This window comes from Kitasatospora sp. NPDC001660 (genome assembly GCF_053596725.1).
On record NZ_JBSFGU010000008.1, the window covers coordinates 113,827 to 129,186 of the forward strand.

Below are 15,360 nucleotides of genomic sequence, written 5' to 3' on the forward strand. Positions count from 1 at the left end.
GCATGCCGGCCTTCCCGCAGGCCGCCGAACGGGCCGTGCGGGACGGGCGGCTGCGCGCCAACCTGCGGCACGCCACCCACACCATCCGGGACAAGCGCGCCCGCGCCGTCGCCGAACTCCCCGACTGGGACCGACTCCGCGCGGCCGGGAAGGCGATCAAGGACCACACGCTGCGCCACCTCGACCGGTACCTGGTGCAGTTGGAGGAGGCCGTCACGGCGGCCGGCGGCACCGTGCACTGGGCGGCCGACGCCGAGGAGGCCAACCGGATCGTCGCGGAGCTGGTGCGGGCGACCGGGCAGAGCGAAGTCGTCAAGGTCAAGTCCATGGCCACCCAGGAGATCGGGCTCAACGAGGCCCTCGCCGCCGAGGGCATCACCGCCTACGAGACCGATCTCGCCGAGCTGATCGTGCAGTTGGGCGACGACCGGCCCTCGCACATCCTGGTGCCCGCGATCCACCGCAACCGGGCCGAGATCCGGGAGATCTTCGCCGAGCGGATGGCCGCCTGGGGCCGCCCCGCGCCCGAGGGGCTCACCGACACGCCCGCCGAACTCGCCGAGGCGGCCCGGCTGCACCTGCGGGAGAAGTTCCTGCGCGCCAGGGTCGCCGTCTGCGGCGCCAACTTCATGGTGGCCGAGACCGGCACCCTCGTCGTCGTCGAGTCCGAGGGCAACGGACGGATGTGCCTCACCCTCCCGGACACCCTGATCTCCGTGGTCGGCATCGAGAAGGTCGTGCCCACCTGGCGCGACCTGGAGGTCTTCCTCCAGCTGCTCCCCCGCTCCTCCACCGCCGAGCGGATGAACCCGTACACGTCGCTGTGGACCGGACTGGGACCGTCGAAAGGGGCGCAGGGCGACGGCCCGTCCGACGTCCACCTCGTCCTGCTCGACAACGGCCGCACGGCCGTGCTCGCCGACCAGGTCGGCCGCCAGGCGCTGCGCTGCATCCGCTGCTCGGCCTGCCTCAACGTCTGCCCGGTCTACGAGCGGGCCGGCGGGCACGCGTACGGCTCGGTGTACCCGGGCCCGATCGGCGCCATCCTGACGCCCCAACTGCGCGGCACGGCGAGCCCGGTGGACGCGTCCCTGCCGTACGCCTCCTCGCTGTGCGGGGCCTGCTACGAGGTGTGCCCGGTGGCGATCGACATCCCCGAGGTGCTCGTCCACCTGCGCGAGCGGGTGGCCGGGCAGGGCGGACACGCACTGGAGCGGGCCGCCGTCGCCACCGCCGGGTACGTCCTCGACCACCCGGCACTGCTCACCGCCGCCGAGCGCCTGGCCGGGCGGACCCGCGCCCTGCACCCGCGCCGCCTGCCCGGGCCCGGGCGGGCCTGGACCGACACCCGGGACCTGCCGGAGGTGCCGGCCGAGCCGTTCCGCGACTGGTGGAGGAAGAACCGCCCGTGAACTCGAGGGACTTGATCCTCGGCCGGATCCGCGCCGCCCTCGGCGAGCCCGCCCCGCCGGACGAACAGCCGCTGGTGCGCGACTACCTGGAGAGCCATGCCCCGGACGACCCGGCGGCGCTGCTCGACCTGCTGCACCACAACCTCGCCGACTACCGCGCCCGCGTCCACCGCTGCACTGCTGCCGAACTGCCCGAGCGCGTCGCCGAGTTGCTCGCCGCCCGTGGCACCCGCACGGTCGTCCTGCCCCCGGACCTCCCGGCCGCCTGGCTCACCGCCGCCGCGTCCGTGCAACGGCTGGTCGACGACGGCACGCTCACCGCCGCCCGCCTCGACACCGTCGACAGCGTGGTCACCGGCTGCGCGCTCGCGATCGCCGAGACCGGGACGATCGTGCTGGACGCCGGCCCCGGCCAGGGCCGCCGGCTGCTCACGCTCGTCCCGGACCACCACGTGTGCGTCGTGCGCGCGCCCGAGCAGGTCGTCGCATCCGTCCCGCGCGCGCTGCCGCTCCTCGACCCGGCCCGGCCGCAGACCTGGATCTCCGGCCCGTCCGCGACCAGCGACATCGAACTCGACCGGGTCGAGGGCGTGCACGGGCCGCGCGCGCTCGACGTCCTCCTCGTCACGCCGGCCTGAGCTCCAGCGTGCAGCACTTGGCCCCGCCGCCGCCCTTGAGCAGCTCCGAGACGTCCACCGGAACCGGCTCGTAGCCCTCGTCGGCGAGCCGGCCGGCCAGGTTCTTCGCCGCCTCCGGCAGGAGCACCCGGCGCCCGTCCGAGACCGCGTTGAGGCCGAACACCTCGGCGTCGGCGCGGTCGGCCAGGATCGCGTCCGGGTAGAGGGAGCGCAGCGTGGCCCGGCTGTCGGCGTCGAAGGCCTCCGGGTAGTACATGACGTGGTCGTCGGCCAGGACGGCCAGCGCGGTGTCCAGGTGGTAGAACCGCGGGTCGACCAGGGTGAGGGTGGTCACCGGCACGCCGAACAGCTCGCCCGCCTCGGCGTGCGCCGCGCGCGAGGTGCGGAAGCCGGTGCCGGCCAGCACCCGGCGGCCGACCACCAGGTGGTCGCCCTCGCCCTCGTTGACGTGCCCGGCGCGGCGCACCTCGCGGTAGCCGCGGTCGCGGAACCAGTCCTGGTAGGCGGACGACTCGGGGGCGCGCTCCGGGTGGCGGAAGGTGGCCACCAGCGCCCGGCCGTTCAGGACGGTCGCGCCGTTGGCGGCGTACACCATGTCGGGCAGGCCGGGCACCGGCTCGATCAGCTCGACGGTGTGGCCGAGGCGGCGGTACAGCCAGTACAGGCGCTCCCACTGGCGAATGGCGAGCGCGGTGTCGGTGGGCTGCGCCGGGTCCATCCAGGGGTTGATCGCGTAGTCCACAGTGAAGTAGGTCGGCCGGCACATCAGGTAGCGCCGCGGCCGGGCGGTGCGCTCCGGGTTCTGACGGGTCATTTCTCTACCGTCCTTGGACAGCAAGGGTGTTCGGGTCCTGTTGCGGCTGCCCCGGCCACGCCGTCCGCACACCCGCGCAGCCTCCCCCGCCGGGCGCACTCCCCCGCGCACCCGGCGCGAGCCCCGGCGCACACGCACCACCGGGGACTCAGGGCCAAGGCTCCTCGGATGACCGGGGGACCTTCGCCCGGCGGGGCGGCTACCAGCGCACCGCCGAGAAGTCGACCGGGGCCGGACGCAGGGTCCGGCAGTACTCGGCGACGGCGCGCATCCGTTGGACGGCCTCGTCGACGGGCATCCGACGCCGCTCGCCGTGGCCGGGCAGCAGCCACTCGAAGCGCAGCGCGTCCACCGTGCGGTCGAGCGACGCGGAGAGCTCCTCGACGGAGTGCCAGACGACGGTGTCGAACACGGCGATGTCCCCGGCGGCGCGGGACCAGTGCAGGGTGTCCCCGGTGAAGAGGTGGCGCTCGTCGGCGAGGTAGAGCACGCTGCCGCGGGTGTGGCCGGGGAAGGGGTGCGCGACGACGCCCGGGGCGACTTCGGCGGGGTCGGTGCCGCGCAGCACCCGGTCGGCGTCGGGGGCTGCGTCCAGGTCGCCCTCGTGGATCCAGAGCCGGGCGCCGAGGCGGTCGGCCCAGGCGCGGCCGTGCACGGCGTGGTCACGGTGCGTCAGGAGGATGTCGGTGACCGGGCCGAGGGCCTCGTAGCGGGCGGCGAGGGACTCGGCGAACCGGGGCGTGTCGACCATCATCCAGCCGGTCGGGCGGCGCAGGAGGTAGGAGTTGGCGCCCGCGTTGCGCGGGGAGTTGTGGCCGAGCAGCAGCAGCCCGTCGTCGAGGGCCATCGGGAACGGGTCGGTGGCCGGTTCGAGCCGACCGCCGCCGGGGCGGATGGAGCGCGTGGGGCACGCGTGGGCGGCGGCGTACAGCTGCCGGCGCTCGGCGTCGTCACTCGGCTGGCGGACGAGCTCGGAGCGGCCCTCGCGCTCGCGGATCAGGCCGGGCGCGAGCTGGCGGGCGACGTCGCAGTTGGTGCAGCGGTCGTCGATGGTCCAGTTTCCGGGCACGCCGGAGGGACGGTTCTCAGTCATCGGGCTCCCCACTGGGCGGCGGCCGAGCGGCCGCTCCCCTCAAGCCTCGCCTTCGCGGGCCCGAAACCGGAAGGGGGCGGCCTCCTTGCGCTTTCCGAACCCGTCTGATCACCAGGGCTTTTGGGGGAGCGTCGACACGCTCCCGTCGTCCGCCCGGAGGGCGGGCCGGGCAGGAGTGCGCCGACGCTCCCCAGGGACGTGGCCGACGTCACGTCCCGGCAAGGGCCACCTACGGTGGCGTAGGTCACTTGATGCAGTGAACTATCTTCTTCATGCCGAATCTCCAGGAGACCCTTGACATCAGTTCGTATGCCGCCCTCGGCGACAGCTTCACCGAGGGCCTGAACGACCCCGGGCTCGACGGCGCCTTCTTCGGCTGGGCCGACCGCCTGGCCGGGATGCTCGCCGTGAGCAGGCCGAAGGGCGAGTTCCGGTACGCCAACCTCGCCGTGCGCGGGCGCCTGCTGGACCAGATCGCGGCCGAGCAGGTGCCCGAGGTCTGCCGGCTCCAGCCCGACCTGGTCACCTTCTGCGCCGGCGGCAACGACATCCTGCGCCCCGGCAGCGACCCGGACGAGGTGGCCGAGCGCTTCGACCGGGCCGTCGCCCAACTCGCCCAGTCCGCGGGCACGGTGCTGATCTGCACCGGCTTCGACACCAAGGACGTGCCGCTGCTCAAGCACCTGCGCGGCAAGATCGCCACCTACAACGGGCACATGCGCGCGGTCGCCGACCGGCACGGCTGCAAGGTCGCCGACCTGTGGTCGCTGCGTTCGGTGCACGACCGCCGCGCCTGGAGCGACGACCGGCTGCACCTGTCCCCCGAGGGCCACCAGCGGGTCGCCCTGCTGGCCGCCCGCTCGCTGGGCCTGCGCACCGAGGAGGACCCGGAGGCGCCGTGGCCGGCCGCGCCGTACGTCTCCGCCGCCGACCAGCGGCGCGAGAACATCCAGTGGGCCCGCGAGTTCCTGCTCCCGTGGGTCGGCCGGCGCCTGCGCGGCGAGTCCTCGGGCGACCACGTCGAGCCCAAGCGCCCTGACCTGATGCCGCTCTGACGTTCCGTCAGTGCGCGACAGGACGATCGTGGAACCACCGTTTCCCGTCGATCGCCACTCCCCTTGCAAGCATTGGCGCAGGTCGCGCACGGGCGAGTGACGAAAGGCGGGAGACGGTGACACAGCTGACCGACACCGCGGACGGGGCCGGGACGGACGCAGTGGACGGCGTGGACGGCGTGGACGGCATGGACCGCGCGGAGGCCGACCACGCGGACCCCGTCGCGGCGGTGCGCAGCGGCGGCTGCCGTCGGAGCCGGGGATCCGAGCGCTCAGTCCCGGGCCTGGGCCAGGAACGGCGCCACGCCACTAGGCGGTGTCGGGAAGCGGGACCTCGTCGGGCCGGCCACGCGTCGCGCCGGCCGTGTCGCGGCTCGATGGGCGGGTGCGCTCCGCCCATGCGGCCACCGGCGGGCCCGCCGCGCCCAGAGCCGCGAAGAACACGCCGAGCAGCAGCCAGCCCGCGTGGCCGAGTCCGAGGACCGCTGTCGTGAGGACCGCCGGAGCCAGGGCCTGCCCGGCGTCGAAGCCGACGCCGAAGAGGCCCTGGTACTGCCCCTGGGCGTGGTCCGGGGCGAGACCGAAGCCGAGCGCGAAGCCGCCCGAGGACTCCCACACCTCTCCGAGGCTGTGCACACCGACGGCGAGGACGGCGAGCCCTGGCGCGATCCAGGCCGGAACGTCCGCGGTCAGAGCCATCAAGGGGCAGCTGACCAGGAAGAGCAGCCCCGCGAGGCGGAACGCCCGGCCGCCCTGGCGCGGTGTTTCCACCCGGGAGCCGATCCTGCTCTGGAGCAGCACGCACACCCCGCTGTTGACCGCGTAGACCGCCGCCACGGTCCAACGGGGCGCGCCGGTGTGGGCGGAGAGCCAGATCGGCAGCAGGAGGGAGACGGCCTGGTACTGCAGGCCCATCGCACCGTAGAGCACGACGAAGGACACGAACGGCCGGTCGGACAGGACGGCCCCGCGGTGGTGCTCCTCGGGCCGGGGCAGGGGCCGGTAGTTCGGGACACCGCCCAGGGCGATCAGGCCGGCGCAGGCGAAGCTTGCGGCATTGGCGAGGATGAGCGCGGTGTAGGCCGGGCGGGTGCCGGCCGAGACCGCGAAGGCGGCGCCGAGGGTGCCCAGAACCACGCCGAGGTTGACGAACGTGCGGAGCTTCGCCCTGAAGGCGGCCGGGCGTTCACCGCCGGCACGGGCGATGAGCGCACCGCCCGCGGCGCCGCCCGCCGTTGCTCCCAGCCGGTCCAGGGTGGCGATGAGCGTGAACGTGACCCAGTCGTGGATGAAGACGAACGCGGCCATCGTCACGGCCTGCATCGTGAGGGCCGTCAGCCAGACCGTGCGCGGCCCGTACCGGTCGGCCAGGTTCCCGGCCGGGATCCCGGCCAGCAGCCCGACCAGCCCGGCGATCGTGAGGCCGACACCGACCCGTGCGGCGGGCAGGTGCACCACCAGCGTGAAGTAGAGCGCCGCAGCGGCGTTGAACAGCCCGTTGCCCACCCGGCTGACGAAGCTCGCGGCGATGAGGGCACGCTGTGGACCGCTTGGCGCCGGTAAGCCGGACATCCGCAGGCCGGCGCTCTTCCCGATCATGCGGCACAGGCTAGCAGCGCCCCGCGATCACGGTCGGCCGCCTGGGCACGCCCGCGGCGTGACCCGGCCCCGGCGTGTGCGGATGTCGTGCGGCCCCTCGGCCCGACGGGGCCGCTGATCATATGATGTGCGCCGGATCGGGGCTGGTCAGAGGCCCGAACAGCGAGGGGGAACCATGTTCGGCATCATCAGACCGTGCAAGCACCGACTGTCCGAGCGGCTCCAGAGCTCCTGGATGGCGCACCTGTGCGGGCTCTGCCTCGCGCTGCGCGACGACCACGGGCAGCTCGCCCGGACGGCCACCAACTACGACGGTCTGATCATCTCCGTGCTGGTCGAGGCGCAGAGCGCCCGCGACGACGCCTCCTGGCGGCGCACCGCCGGACCGTGCCCGCTGCGCGGAATGCGGACCGCCTCCGTCGCCAAGGGCGAGGGCGCCCGGCTCGCTGCGGCCGTCTCGCTCGCGCTCGCCTCGGTCAAGATCCGCGACCACGTCGAGGACCGCGACGGCGTCTTCGCCCGCCGGCCGGTCGCGGCCGGGGCGCGCGCCGTCACCCGGCGCTGGGACCGGCAGAGCGCGGGCAGCGCCTCGGCGGTCGGCTTCGACACCGCCGTCCTGCTCGACGCCGCCGCCCGTCAGGGCGAGCTGGAGCGCGCGCTGCGCCCGGGCGGGTCCGTCCTGCTGGTCACCGAGCCCACCGAGAGCGCCACTTCGGCCGCCTTCGCGCACACCGCCGGTCTCGCCGGACGCCCCGGCAACGCCGCCCCGCTCGCCGAGGCCGGGCGGCTCTTCGGCCGGCTCGCCCACCTCCTCGACGCCGCCGAGGACCAGGCCGCCGACGCCGCGAGCGGGGCCTGGAACCCGCTCACCGCCACCGGCACCGACCGCGCCGAGGCCGAACGCCTGTGCCGCGACGCCGTCCACGGCATCCGGCTGGCGCTGCGCGAGGTCGAGCTGACGGACCGGGCGCTGGTGCACGTCCTGCTCGCGCACGAGACCGGGCGCGCCGTCGACCGGGTCTTCGGCCAGTCCCACCACACCGCTGCCTGCCGCACCCGGACGGCCTCCGGCGACTACCCCCAGGACGCGCCCCCGCACCGGCCGTCGGAGAAGGCACCGGCACCCCCGTGGGTCCCGCAGGGCCCCGGCTTCGGGCCGGCTGGGCCCAAGCCCCCGAGCCCGCGCAACGTGCTGGCCGGCTGCGCGGTGTGGGCGCTGATGGCCTGCACGTGCCAGCTGATGTGCTGCGAGCACAACGACCCGTTCAGCCGGGAGCGGCGCAAGGGCTTCTGCGATCGGCACGACTGCTACGACTGCGGGTGCATCGGGTGCGACGACTGCTGCCGGTGCGTCAGTTGCTGCGGCGACGGGTCCAGCGGGTCCGGCGGGTCCAGCGGGTGCGACGGGTGCGACGGATGCGACTGCTGTGATGGTTGCGACTGCTGCGACGGGTGCGACTGCGGCTGCAACTGATCAGCCGTCCCGCCGCGCCACCACCGCCTCCCGGTCCGACGCCAGCGAACTCTCCAGCCCCGCCAGCAACCGCCGGAACCGCTCGGCGTCCTGTTCGCTCATCCGCCCCTCGGGCGGCAGCCCCGTCCCCGGCCACTCGGCCGCGCTCTCGTCCATGCCCTGGACGCTAGGCGCAAACGATCAACGCTCGATAAACGCGAACAACCGGTGGGCGCCCATCCCTTGAGGAGGGCGCCCACCGGCGTTTCCGGAGCCGGTTCACCGAACCCACACCACCAAGCCCCTTGGCGTGTCCATGGGGTGATGGTTCAATACGGCCCAGATGAAGTTAGGAAAGTTTCCTAACGAGATCTGACGTTTTCCCGATTCCCCATGCTCCTCCCCACGGAGAGGACGACTCCCCCATGAGTCGTAGGATCTTCAGGACCATCATCGCCACGGCGGCCGTCGCCGCACTCCTGCCTCTAGCCGGCGCGAGCACGGCGGCCGGCACGACCGCCACCGCCGCCGCCCGCCCGGCGGACGCCGCCTTCCAGCACCCGGGCGTGCTCGTCGGCGCTCGGCAACTCGCCTTCGCCAAGGGCCAACTGGACGCCGGAGCCGAGCCGTGGAAGTCCGCCTTCGCGAGCCTCCAGGCCGACCGGTTCGCGTCCCTCGACTGGCAGGCCAAGCCCCGCGAGAACGTCGAGTGCGGCTCCAGCTCCCACCCCAACAACGGCTGCTCCGACGAGCGAAACGACTCGATGGCCGCCTACGCGGACGCGCTCCAGTGGGTCTTCACCAAGGACCAGCGCTACGCCGACAAGGCCATCCAGATCATGGACGCCTGGTCGGGCGCGATCCAGGAACACACCAACAGCAACGCCCCACTGCAGACCGGCTGGTCCGGCAACAACTGGTCGCGCGCCGCCGAGCTGATCCGCTACTCCGGCGCCGGCTGGCCGGCCGCCTCGGTCGACCGCTTCGCCACCATGCTGCGCACCGTCTACGTGCCGCTGCTCACCCCGGGCAGCCCGCGCAAGAACGGCAACTGGGAGCTCATCCAGACCGACGCGCTCATCGGCATCGCCGTCTTCCTCGACGACCATGACCTGTTCGACCAGGCCGTCACGATGTGGCGCAACCGCCTGCCCGCCTACGTCTACCTCTCCTCCGACGGCCCGCTGCCGGTGCCCCCGCCGAACGCCGGGATCGACGGCCAGGACGCCATCGTCAAGTACTGGCAGGGCCAGTCGACCTTCGTCGACGGCCTCGCGCAGGAGACCTGCCGCGACTTCGGCCACACTGGCTGGGGCCTGGAGGCCGCCGCCCAAACCGCCGAGACCGCCCGCCTCCAGGGCCTCGACCTGTGGAGCGAGGGCCGCGAACGCCTCGTCAAGGCACTGGAGTTCCACGCCGCGTACGACAACGGCGCGAGCGTGCCGGACTGGCTGTGCGACGGCTCGCTGAAGACCGGCCTCGGCCCGACCGCCCAGGTCGCCTTCAACGAGTACCACGGCCGCGAGGGCATCGCGATGCCGCAGACCGAGCAATTCGTCACCGCGAACAGCCCGTTCGGCGCGAACTACTTCATCGGCTGGGAGACGCTGACGCACACCGGCACGCCCTGACCGACACCCCCACCCCCGCAACCCCGGAGAACCCCCGCAACCACGGAGAACCCCCGCAGCACCGAACAATCACCGCAAACCCGGAGAACGGAGTACATCATGCGAGTTACCCGAATCGCCCGCCTCGCCGTGGTCACCGCCGCGGTGGCCCTGGCCGCCGGCCCGGCCTGCGCCGCCACCGCCGCACCCACGACCCCCGCCACCGGCGCGGTCTCCGCGACCGCCTCGGTCGAGGCGGCCGCCGCCCGCCCGCTGGACGCCGGCGGCATGACCGCCGACCAGCGCCGCCGGGCCGACCAGCTGATCAGCATCTTCGAGAACAGCACCACCGAGATCCAGTACGGCTACGCCGAGAACATCAACGACGGCCGCGGCGTCACCGCCGGGCGCGCCGGCTTCACCACCAACGACGGCGACGCGCTCAAGGTCGTCCGCGCGTACACCGCCGCCGTCCCGGACAACCCGCTGGCCCGCTTCATCCCCGAGCTGGAGCGCCTCGCCGCCGCCGGCAGCGGCGACACCAGCGGCCTGCCCGAGGACGACTACATCACGGCGTGGAAGCAGGCCGCCGAGGACGCCGCCTTCCGCCAGGTCCAGGACGACCAGGTCGACCAGCGCTACTTCTCCCCCGCCATGAACCAGGCCGACCAGCTCGGGCTCACCACCGCGCTCGCCCGCGCCGAGCTGTACGACGCCTCGATCCAGCACGGCAACGGCAGCGAGTACGACGCGCTTCCCGCGCTGATCGGCCGCACCAACGCCAAGGTGGGCACGCCGTCCAGCGCCGGTGAGAACGCCTGGCTCGACGCCTTCTTCGACGTCCGGATCGACGACCTCAACAACCCCGCCAACGGCTCGACCGCGGACGAGTGGCGCAAGTCCGTCGACCGCGTCGAGTGCCTGCGCCGCATCGCCGCAACGGGCAACTACACCCTCGACGGCCCGCTGAACGTCACCGCCTACGGCTCCAGCTACACGATCGGCTGACGCACCCGCAACAAATGGCCGCCCTCGCCTGAGCGCGCGACCAGGTCCCCGGCCGGTGGCGGCCGGGGACCTGGTCGTTCAGCCCGGTTGTCAGGCGTGGCCGCCCAGCCCGAAGGCGGTGACGAGCACCTTCAGCGCGTACGGGTTCTCGGCGCCGGCCAGGCCGGTCGGGTTGACCGAGTAGACGACCTTGCGGCTCAGGTCACGGCTGGCGAAGACGCCGCTGGTGTAACCGGGGCGCGAGCCGGTCTTGCCCCAGGCCACGAGGCCGCCCTGCTCCAGGCGTTCGAGGCCCATGCTCATGCACGCCTTGTTGCCCGGGCAGTGGCTGCTGCCCGCGGCGACCGGCACGTCCGGGACGGTGAACAGCTTCTCCTGCTGGGCCGGCGGCAGCAGGCTGCCGCGGAACAGGGCGGTCATGAAGCGGTCGAGGTCGGGGGCGCTGGAGATCATGCCGCCCTCCGCCCACGGCCAGGGGCTCTGCTCGGTGACGTCCACCCGGTGCGAGCCGCCGTCCGGGTCGGCGACGGTCAGGTACGGGTGGCTCGCGGGGTGGCGCAGGCGCGCGTCGTCGGCGTCCGGCAGCGAGGTGTCGTGCAGGCCGAGGGGGCGGATGACCCGCTCGCGCAGCTCGTGGGCGTAGCTGCGCCCGGTGACCTGCTCGACGAGCAGCCCGGCGACGAAGGTGTTCATTCCGTTGTACTGCTGCTCGGTGCCCGGGTCGAAGGCCATCTTCTGGCCGGCCATGGTGGCGACGACGTCCTCCGGGTCGGGCCCGTCGAGGCGGTGGTCGGCGAACCACGCGGTGGTGCCGTCGCCCCAGAACCCGTCGGAGCCGCCGGGCAGTCCGCTGGTGTGGTCGAGCAGCTGGCCGACCTTGACCGGCGGGAAGTCCTTGGGGAGGACGTCCGGGAGGTACTGCTGGACGGTGCCGTCCAGGTCGATCCGTCCTTCGGCGGCGAGCTGGAGGACGACGGTGGCGGTGAAGACCTTCGAGATCGAGCCGATCCGGAAGCGGCCGCCGGTGTCCACGTCATCCCCCGACGTGGCGTCCAGGCTGCCGGCCGATCCGGTGACGCGGACGAAGGCGGCCGACACGTCGGCCTCGGGGCGCGCGTCGAGCGCCTTGCGGACGGCGGCCGGGTTCAGCGGCGGCAGCGCGGACGCGGTCGCCGAGACGCCGGCCGGGGCGGCGGACGGCTCGGCCGCCGGCGCGGGGGTGCCCGCTGCCACCGTCAGGGTGGCCGCCAGTGCGCCGGCGGCGGCGAGGACGGCCCAACGAGTGCGGTTGGCGTAGGGGTTCACGTGTGGTGCAACTCCAGACTGATCGTCAGACGAGCCGACTGTCCTTCGGCTCGGCGACGAGTCTGCCGACTCCGCCCCGTCAGGATCAATAAGGGTCCTGGTCGGTTCGACCCTGATCTTCCGTCAGGGTCGAACCCGATAACCGGAGTCGGGTCACCCCGGCAACGGGCGGCGCGGCGTGATGAGGCCGCTCTCGTAGGCGAGCACCACGGCCTGGGCCCGGCTGGAGATGCCGAGCTTGGCCATGATGCGGTTGAGGTGCGTCTTCACCGTGCCGACGGTCACCACCAGGTGGCCGGCGATGTCGGAGTTGCTCAGACCCGCGCCGACCAGGCGGAGCACGTCGAGTTCGCGCGAGGTCAGCGGGGTCAGCTCCCGGGGCGGCTCGGCCGCCCGGTCGACGCGCTGGGCGAAGGCCTCGATCAGGCGGCAGGTGACGCTCGGCGCGAAGAGCATGTCGCCGCCGGCCACCACCTCGATCGCGGTGAGCAGCCGCTCGGGCGGGGTCTCCTTCAGCAGGAAGCCGCTGGCGCCGACCCGCAGCGCGCCGTAGACGTACTCGTCCAGGTCGAAGGTGGTGAGGACGAGGACGCGCGGGCGCGGCTCGACGGCCCGGGCGAGGATGCGCTCGGTGGCGGCGATGCCGTCGACGTCGGGCATCCGGATGTCCATCAGCACCACGTCGGGCCGCAGTTCGGCCGCGAGGGCCACCGCCTGCTCCCCGTCGGACGCCTGGCCGCACACGGCGAGACCGGGCGCCGCCTGGATGAGCGCGACCAGTCCGGCCCGGATCAGGACCTGGTCGTCCACCACGAGCACGGTGGTCAATGGGTGCCCGCCCTTCCCGCTACCCGCCGCCGGGTCCGCCCCCCGCGGACGCCGGGCCCGGACGCGGCAGGGTGAAGGCGACCTCGAATCCCCCGTCCGGCGTCGGACCCGCACGCAACATACCACCGTGCGCCTTGACACGTTCATGCATGCCGATCAGGCCGTGGCCGCCGCTGTCGGTGACCGCACCCGGCGTGCGGCCGGGGGCGGGACCGGCGTCGCGAACGGCGACGGCGAGGGCGTCGGGCTCGTAGGACACGCAGACCCGCACCCCGGTCGGGCCCGCGTGCTTGACGGTGTTGGTGAGGGCCTCCTGGACGACGCGGTAGGCGGAGAGGTCCGGGCCCGGCGCCAGCGCGTACGGCTCCCCCTCGATCGCGAGCTCCACCGACAGACCGGCGCCCTCCACCCGCCGCACCAGCGCGGGCAGCCGCGCGAGACCGGGCGCGGGTTCGTCCGGCCCCGCGCCGCCCGCCGCCTGCGACTCCTCGGGCGGCACGCGCAGGACGTGGAGCAGACCGCGCATCTCCTCCAGCGCGTCCCGGCTGCTCCCGGCGATGGTGTCCAGGGCCGCCCGCGCCGTCGGCGGGTCGCTCTCGAACACGTAGCCCGCGAGACCGGCCTGCACCGCGATGACGGAGATGTGATGGGCGATCACGTCGTGCAGCTCCCGGGCGATCCTGATCCGCTCCTCGGTCACCGCCTGCCGGGTCCGGGCGGCCTGCGCGTGCTGCAGCTGCAGGGAGAGTGCGGCGAGTTGGACGTTCCGCTCGCCGAGTACGCGCAGGCTCAGCCCGAACGCCCACGCCGTCCCGACCCCGAGCGCCACCTGGGCCAGCGCCACCTCGGGAGACAGCACCCTGGTGGCCATCGCACTGTGGAGCCAGACCGGCGCGGCGCAGCAGGCGCCCGCCACCGAGACCCGGGTCGGGCGCAGCGCGGCCAGCGTGAAGACCGCGAACAGCGGCGCCCAGATGTTGGCCGAAGGCTGGTACCCGCCCGCGGTGTAGCCGGCGAGTCCGGCGCACGAGAGCAGCAGGACGGCCACCGGGGCGCGGCGGCGTAAGGCCAGCGGCAGGTTGGCCAGGAGGCTCAGCAGGTGGGCGGCGAGGTCGAAGCGCGGCCACCCCGGCGGGTGGTACTGGTGCGCGAACGACAGCGAGGCGGCGGCCAGGAGCAGCGCCAGTACGGCGTCGATGACGAGCCGGTGGGCCTCCCCGAGCCGCACCGGCCTTCGCAGGAGCCCCCTGAGCAGAGCGGGCTGCGCGTCTGTCTGCACCCGGGCAGCCTAACGACTCGACCTGTGAGGGAACTTGACGATCCGGAGGCCGGCAGGCGAGGCGCGGACCGGAGGGCCCCCGTCCCGCCTCCGGTCCGCACCCGCCCATCGGCGGCCGCTGCGCGCCGCCGCCCCGGACCCGGGACCGGGACGTTCCCCGCCGGGTCGCGGAAGACGGTGTCGCCCCACGGGTCCACGGACCGGACGTCCCCCGTGAGGTTCCGGCTCCGCCGGACCCGGGCCCCGGGCACGAGCACGACGCTACGAGCCGCATGCCGGCCCCGGCGTCCGCCTGCGGGTGGAACCTCCGGCACAGCCCCTGCGGCAGCCGGGCCTGCGCGTCAACCAGCGCGGCAGGCCGTTCCGGTGGAGCGTACGAACGGCCCGCTCGGCGACTGTGTCCGGGGGCGCTGGTACGATCCCGCGCAGTCCGAGACGAAGATCGAAAAGGCGGGACACAGGTGCAGGACGGCAGAGACACCGGTGCGCACGGGGACGAGCACGCGGCCGACCAGGAGCCCGAGACCACGCAGGCCGCCCGGCGCCGCAAGCTCGCCCTCGGGGTGGCGGCCGGGATATGCGCCCTCGCAGCGGTGGGCGGCGGCGCGGCGCTCCTGACGGGATCGGGCTCCTCGGGGGCGGCGCCGGTCGGCGCGGAGGTCTCCCCGACGGCCGAGCCCTCCCCTACGGCGTCCGCGTCGCCGACGCCCGCCCCCTCTGCGCCCCCGTCCGCGACCGTGACGGCCGAGCCGGCGGCCGCCGAGACACCGGCCGCGCCCACCGCCGACGCCACCGAGGAGGCACCGGGCGCGCCGAACGCGCCGGAGCCGTCCGCGAAGAAGTCCGCCCCGGCCGCCCCGGCCGCCCCGCCCGCCGCCGCGAGTCCGACGACGGCCCCGCACCCCAAGGGCGGTGCCACCAAGCCCCCGGCGGCCGAGCCGCCCGCCGACCGCCCGGCGCCCGGCATGCCGCCGGGGTGGACGGTCGCCCCCCGTCCGGAGCCGGTCCTGCCGACGCCGCCCAAGTCCTGCCCGCCCGGCTACCTCCCGCCGAGCTGGGACGGCTGCCACAAGCTCCCGCCCCCGATCGTGATCCCCCCGGCCACCATCCCGCCCGGGGCGCCGTTCACCCCGTCGACCTCCTGAGCGCGGATCCGGGCCGTCCAGGTCAAGGAATCGTCAACTCCTCCCCAAGAAGCGATGGTTGGCCGTCAACCGGGATCACCCTGACGGACGTCTCTGGTTTACTGTCCGGTAATCTGCGGCC

General features: G+C 73.9%; 14 protein-coding genes. 7 read left to right on the forward strand and 7 right to left on the reverse strand.

Translation table 11 applies throughout. The features are described from left to right. Window positions 1-2 precede the first annotated feature (2 nt). A complete protein-coding gene (locus ACWCXH_RS11830) occupies window positions 3-1,412 on the forward strand; it encodes a lactate utilization protein B (RefSeq protein ID WP_449801346.1) in 1,410 nt (469 codons plus the stop codon). Beyond that, window positions 1,409-2,050 carry a LutC/YkgG family protein gene (locus ACWCXH_RS11835; protein WP_449801247.1) on the forward strand — a complete coding sequence of 214 codons (642 nt, stop codon included), beginning with the start codon at window positions 1,409-1,411 and terminating at the stop codon, window positions 2,048-2,050. Before ACWCXH_RS11830 ends, ACWCXH_RS11835 begins: the two co-directional genes overlap by 4 nt. On the opposite strand, the gene ddaH is transcribed toward ACWCXH_RS11835, so the two are convergent. Next, window positions 2,037-2,864, reverse strand: a complete 828-nt coding sequence (gene ddaH / locus ACWCXH_RS11840) for a dimethylargininase (protein WP_449801248.1) — start codon at window positions 2,862-2,864, stop codon at window positions 2,037-2,039. The genes ACWCXH_RS11835 and ddaH overlap by 14 nt on opposite strands. 199 nt (window positions 2,865-3,063) lie before the next feature. Continuing rightward, on the reverse strand, window positions 3,064-3,957 hold the full coding sequence (locus ACWCXH_RS11845; protein WP_449801249.1) for a 4Fe-4S domain-containing protein: 894 nt from the start codon (window positions 3,955-3,957) through the stop codon (window positions 3,064-3,066). Window positions 3,958-4,229: 272 nt separating this feature from the next. On the opposite strand from ACWCXH_RS11845, the gene ACWCXH_RS11850 reads away from it, so the two are divergent. Further along, window positions 4,230-5,012 carry an SGNH/GDSL hydrolase family protein gene (locus ACWCXH_RS11850; protein WP_449801250.1) on the forward strand — a complete coding sequence of 261 codons (783 nt, stop codon included), beginning with the start codon at window positions 4,230-4,232 and terminating at the stop codon, window positions 5,010-5,012. 309 nt (window positions 5,013-5,321) lie between these two features. Here ACWCXH_RS11850 and ACWCXH_RS11855 read toward each other — a convergent pair whose 3' ends face one another. After that, on the reverse strand, window positions 5,322-6,611 hold the full coding sequence (locus tag ACWCXH_RS11855; RefSeq protein ID WP_449801251.1) for an MFS transporter: 1,290 nt from the start codon (window positions 6,609-6,611) through the stop codon (window positions 5,322-5,324). A 175-nt stretch (window positions 6,612-6,786) separates the two neighbouring features. Here ACWCXH_RS11855 and ACWCXH_RS11860 point away from each other — a divergent pair, with 175 nt between their 5' ends. After that, window positions 6,787-8,085: a DUF5685 family protein gene (locus ACWCXH_RS11860; RefSeq protein ID WP_449801252.1), complete on the forward strand. Its 1,299-nt coding sequence runs from the start codon at window positions 6,787-6,789 to the stop codon at window positions 8,083-8,085. Here ACWCXH_RS11860 and ACWCXH_RS11865 read toward each other — a convergent pair whose 3' ends face one another. After that, a complete protein-coding gene (locus ACWCXH_RS11865; protein WP_449801253.1) occupies window positions 8,086-8,241 on the reverse strand; it encodes a hypothetical protein in 156 nt (51 codons plus the stop codon). It abuts the gene before it with no gap. A gap of 248 nt (window positions 8,242-8,489) precedes the next feature. Between ACWCXH_RS11865 and ACWCXH_RS11870 the strand changes: the two genes are divergently transcribed. Then, complete coding sequence (locus ACWCXH_RS11870; RefSeq protein ID WP_449801254.1) at window positions 8,490-9,695, forward strand: alginate lyase family protein; 1,206 nt, start codon at window positions 8,490-8,492, stop codon at window positions 9,693-9,695. 99 nt (window positions 9,696-9,794) lie between these two features. Then, the gene (locus ACWCXH_RS11875; RefSeq protein WP_449801255.1) at window positions 9,795-10,682 is read left to right on the forward strand and encodes a chitosanase; all 888 of its coding nucleotides are present in this window, start codon (window positions 9,795-9,797) and stop codon (window positions 10,680-10,682) included. Window positions 10,683-10,772: 90 nt separating this feature from the next. On the opposite strand, the gene ACWCXH_RS11880 is transcribed toward ACWCXH_RS11875, so the two are convergent. The 3 genes from ACWCXH_RS11880 to ACWCXH_RS11890 all read right to left on the reverse strand — a co-directional run bounded on the left by ACWCXH_RS11880 (window position 10,773) and on the right by ACWCXH_RS11890 (window position 14,094). Beyond that, on the reverse strand, window positions 10,773-11,987 hold the full coding sequence (locus ACWCXH_RS11880; RefSeq protein WP_449801256.1) for a serine hydrolase domain-containing protein: 1,215 nt from the start codon (window positions 11,985-11,987) through the stop codon (window positions 10,773-10,775). Between the two features lie 153 nt (window positions 11,988-12,140). Further along, window positions 12,141-12,815 carry a response regulator gene (locus tag ACWCXH_RS11885; protein ID WP_449801257.1) on the reverse strand — a complete coding sequence of 225 codons (675 nt, stop codon included), beginning with the start codon at window positions 12,813-12,815 and terminating at the stop codon, window positions 12,141-12,143. 19 nt (window positions 12,816-12,834) lie between these two features. After that, entirely contained in the window at window positions 12,835-14,094 is a 1,260-nt protein-coding gene (locus tag ACWCXH_RS11890) for a sensor histidine kinase (RefSeq protein WP_449801258.1), read from the reverse strand. A 461-nt stretch (window positions 14,095-14,555) separates the two neighbouring features. On the opposite strand from ACWCXH_RS11890, the gene ACWCXH_RS11895 reads away from it, so the two are divergent. Next, window positions 14,556-15,239, forward strand: a complete 684-nt coding sequence (locus ACWCXH_RS11895; RefSeq protein WP_449801259.1) for a hypothetical protein — start codon at window positions 14,556-14,558, stop codon at window positions 15,237-15,239. The last annotated feature ends 121 nt before the right edge of the window (window positions 15,240-15,360 follow it).

Coding starts and splice junctions, on each gene's coding strand:
- ACWCXH_RS11830 (WP_449801346.1), top strand. CDS start 3: ATGCCGGCCTTCCCGCAGGCCGCCGAACGGGCCGTGCGGGACGGGCGG.
- ddaH (WP_449801248.1), bottom strand. CDS start 2,864: ATGACCCGTCAGAACCCGGAGCGCACCGCCCGGCCGCGGCGCTACCTG.
- ACWCXH_RS11845 (WP_449801249.1), bottom strand. CDS start 3,957: ATGACTGAGAACCGTCCCTCCGGCGTGCCCGGAAACTGGACCATCGAC.
- ACWCXH_RS11850 (WP_449801250.1), top strand. CDS start 4,230: ATGCCGAATCTCCAGGAGACCCTTGACATCAGTTCGTATGCCGCCCTC.
- ACWCXH_RS11855 (WP_449801251.1), bottom strand. CDS start 6,611: ATGATCGGGAAGAGCGCCGGCCTGCGGATGTCCGGCTTACCGGCGCCA.
- ACWCXH_RS11860 (WP_449801252.1), top strand. CDS start 6,787: ATGTTCGGCATCATCAGACCGTGCAAGCACCGACTGTCCGAGCGGCTC.
- ACWCXH_RS11865 (WP_449801253.1), bottom strand. CDS start 8,241: ATGGACGAGAGCGCGGCCGAGTGGCCGGGGACGGGGCTGCCGCCCGAG.
- ACWCXH_RS11870 (WP_449801254.1), top strand. CDS start 8,490: ATGAGTCGTAGGATCTTCAGGACCATCATCGCCACGGCGGCCGTCGCC.
- ACWCXH_RS11875 (WP_449801255.1), top strand. CDS start 9,795: ATGCGAGTTACCCGAATCGCCCGCCTCGCCGTGGTCACCGCCGCGGTG.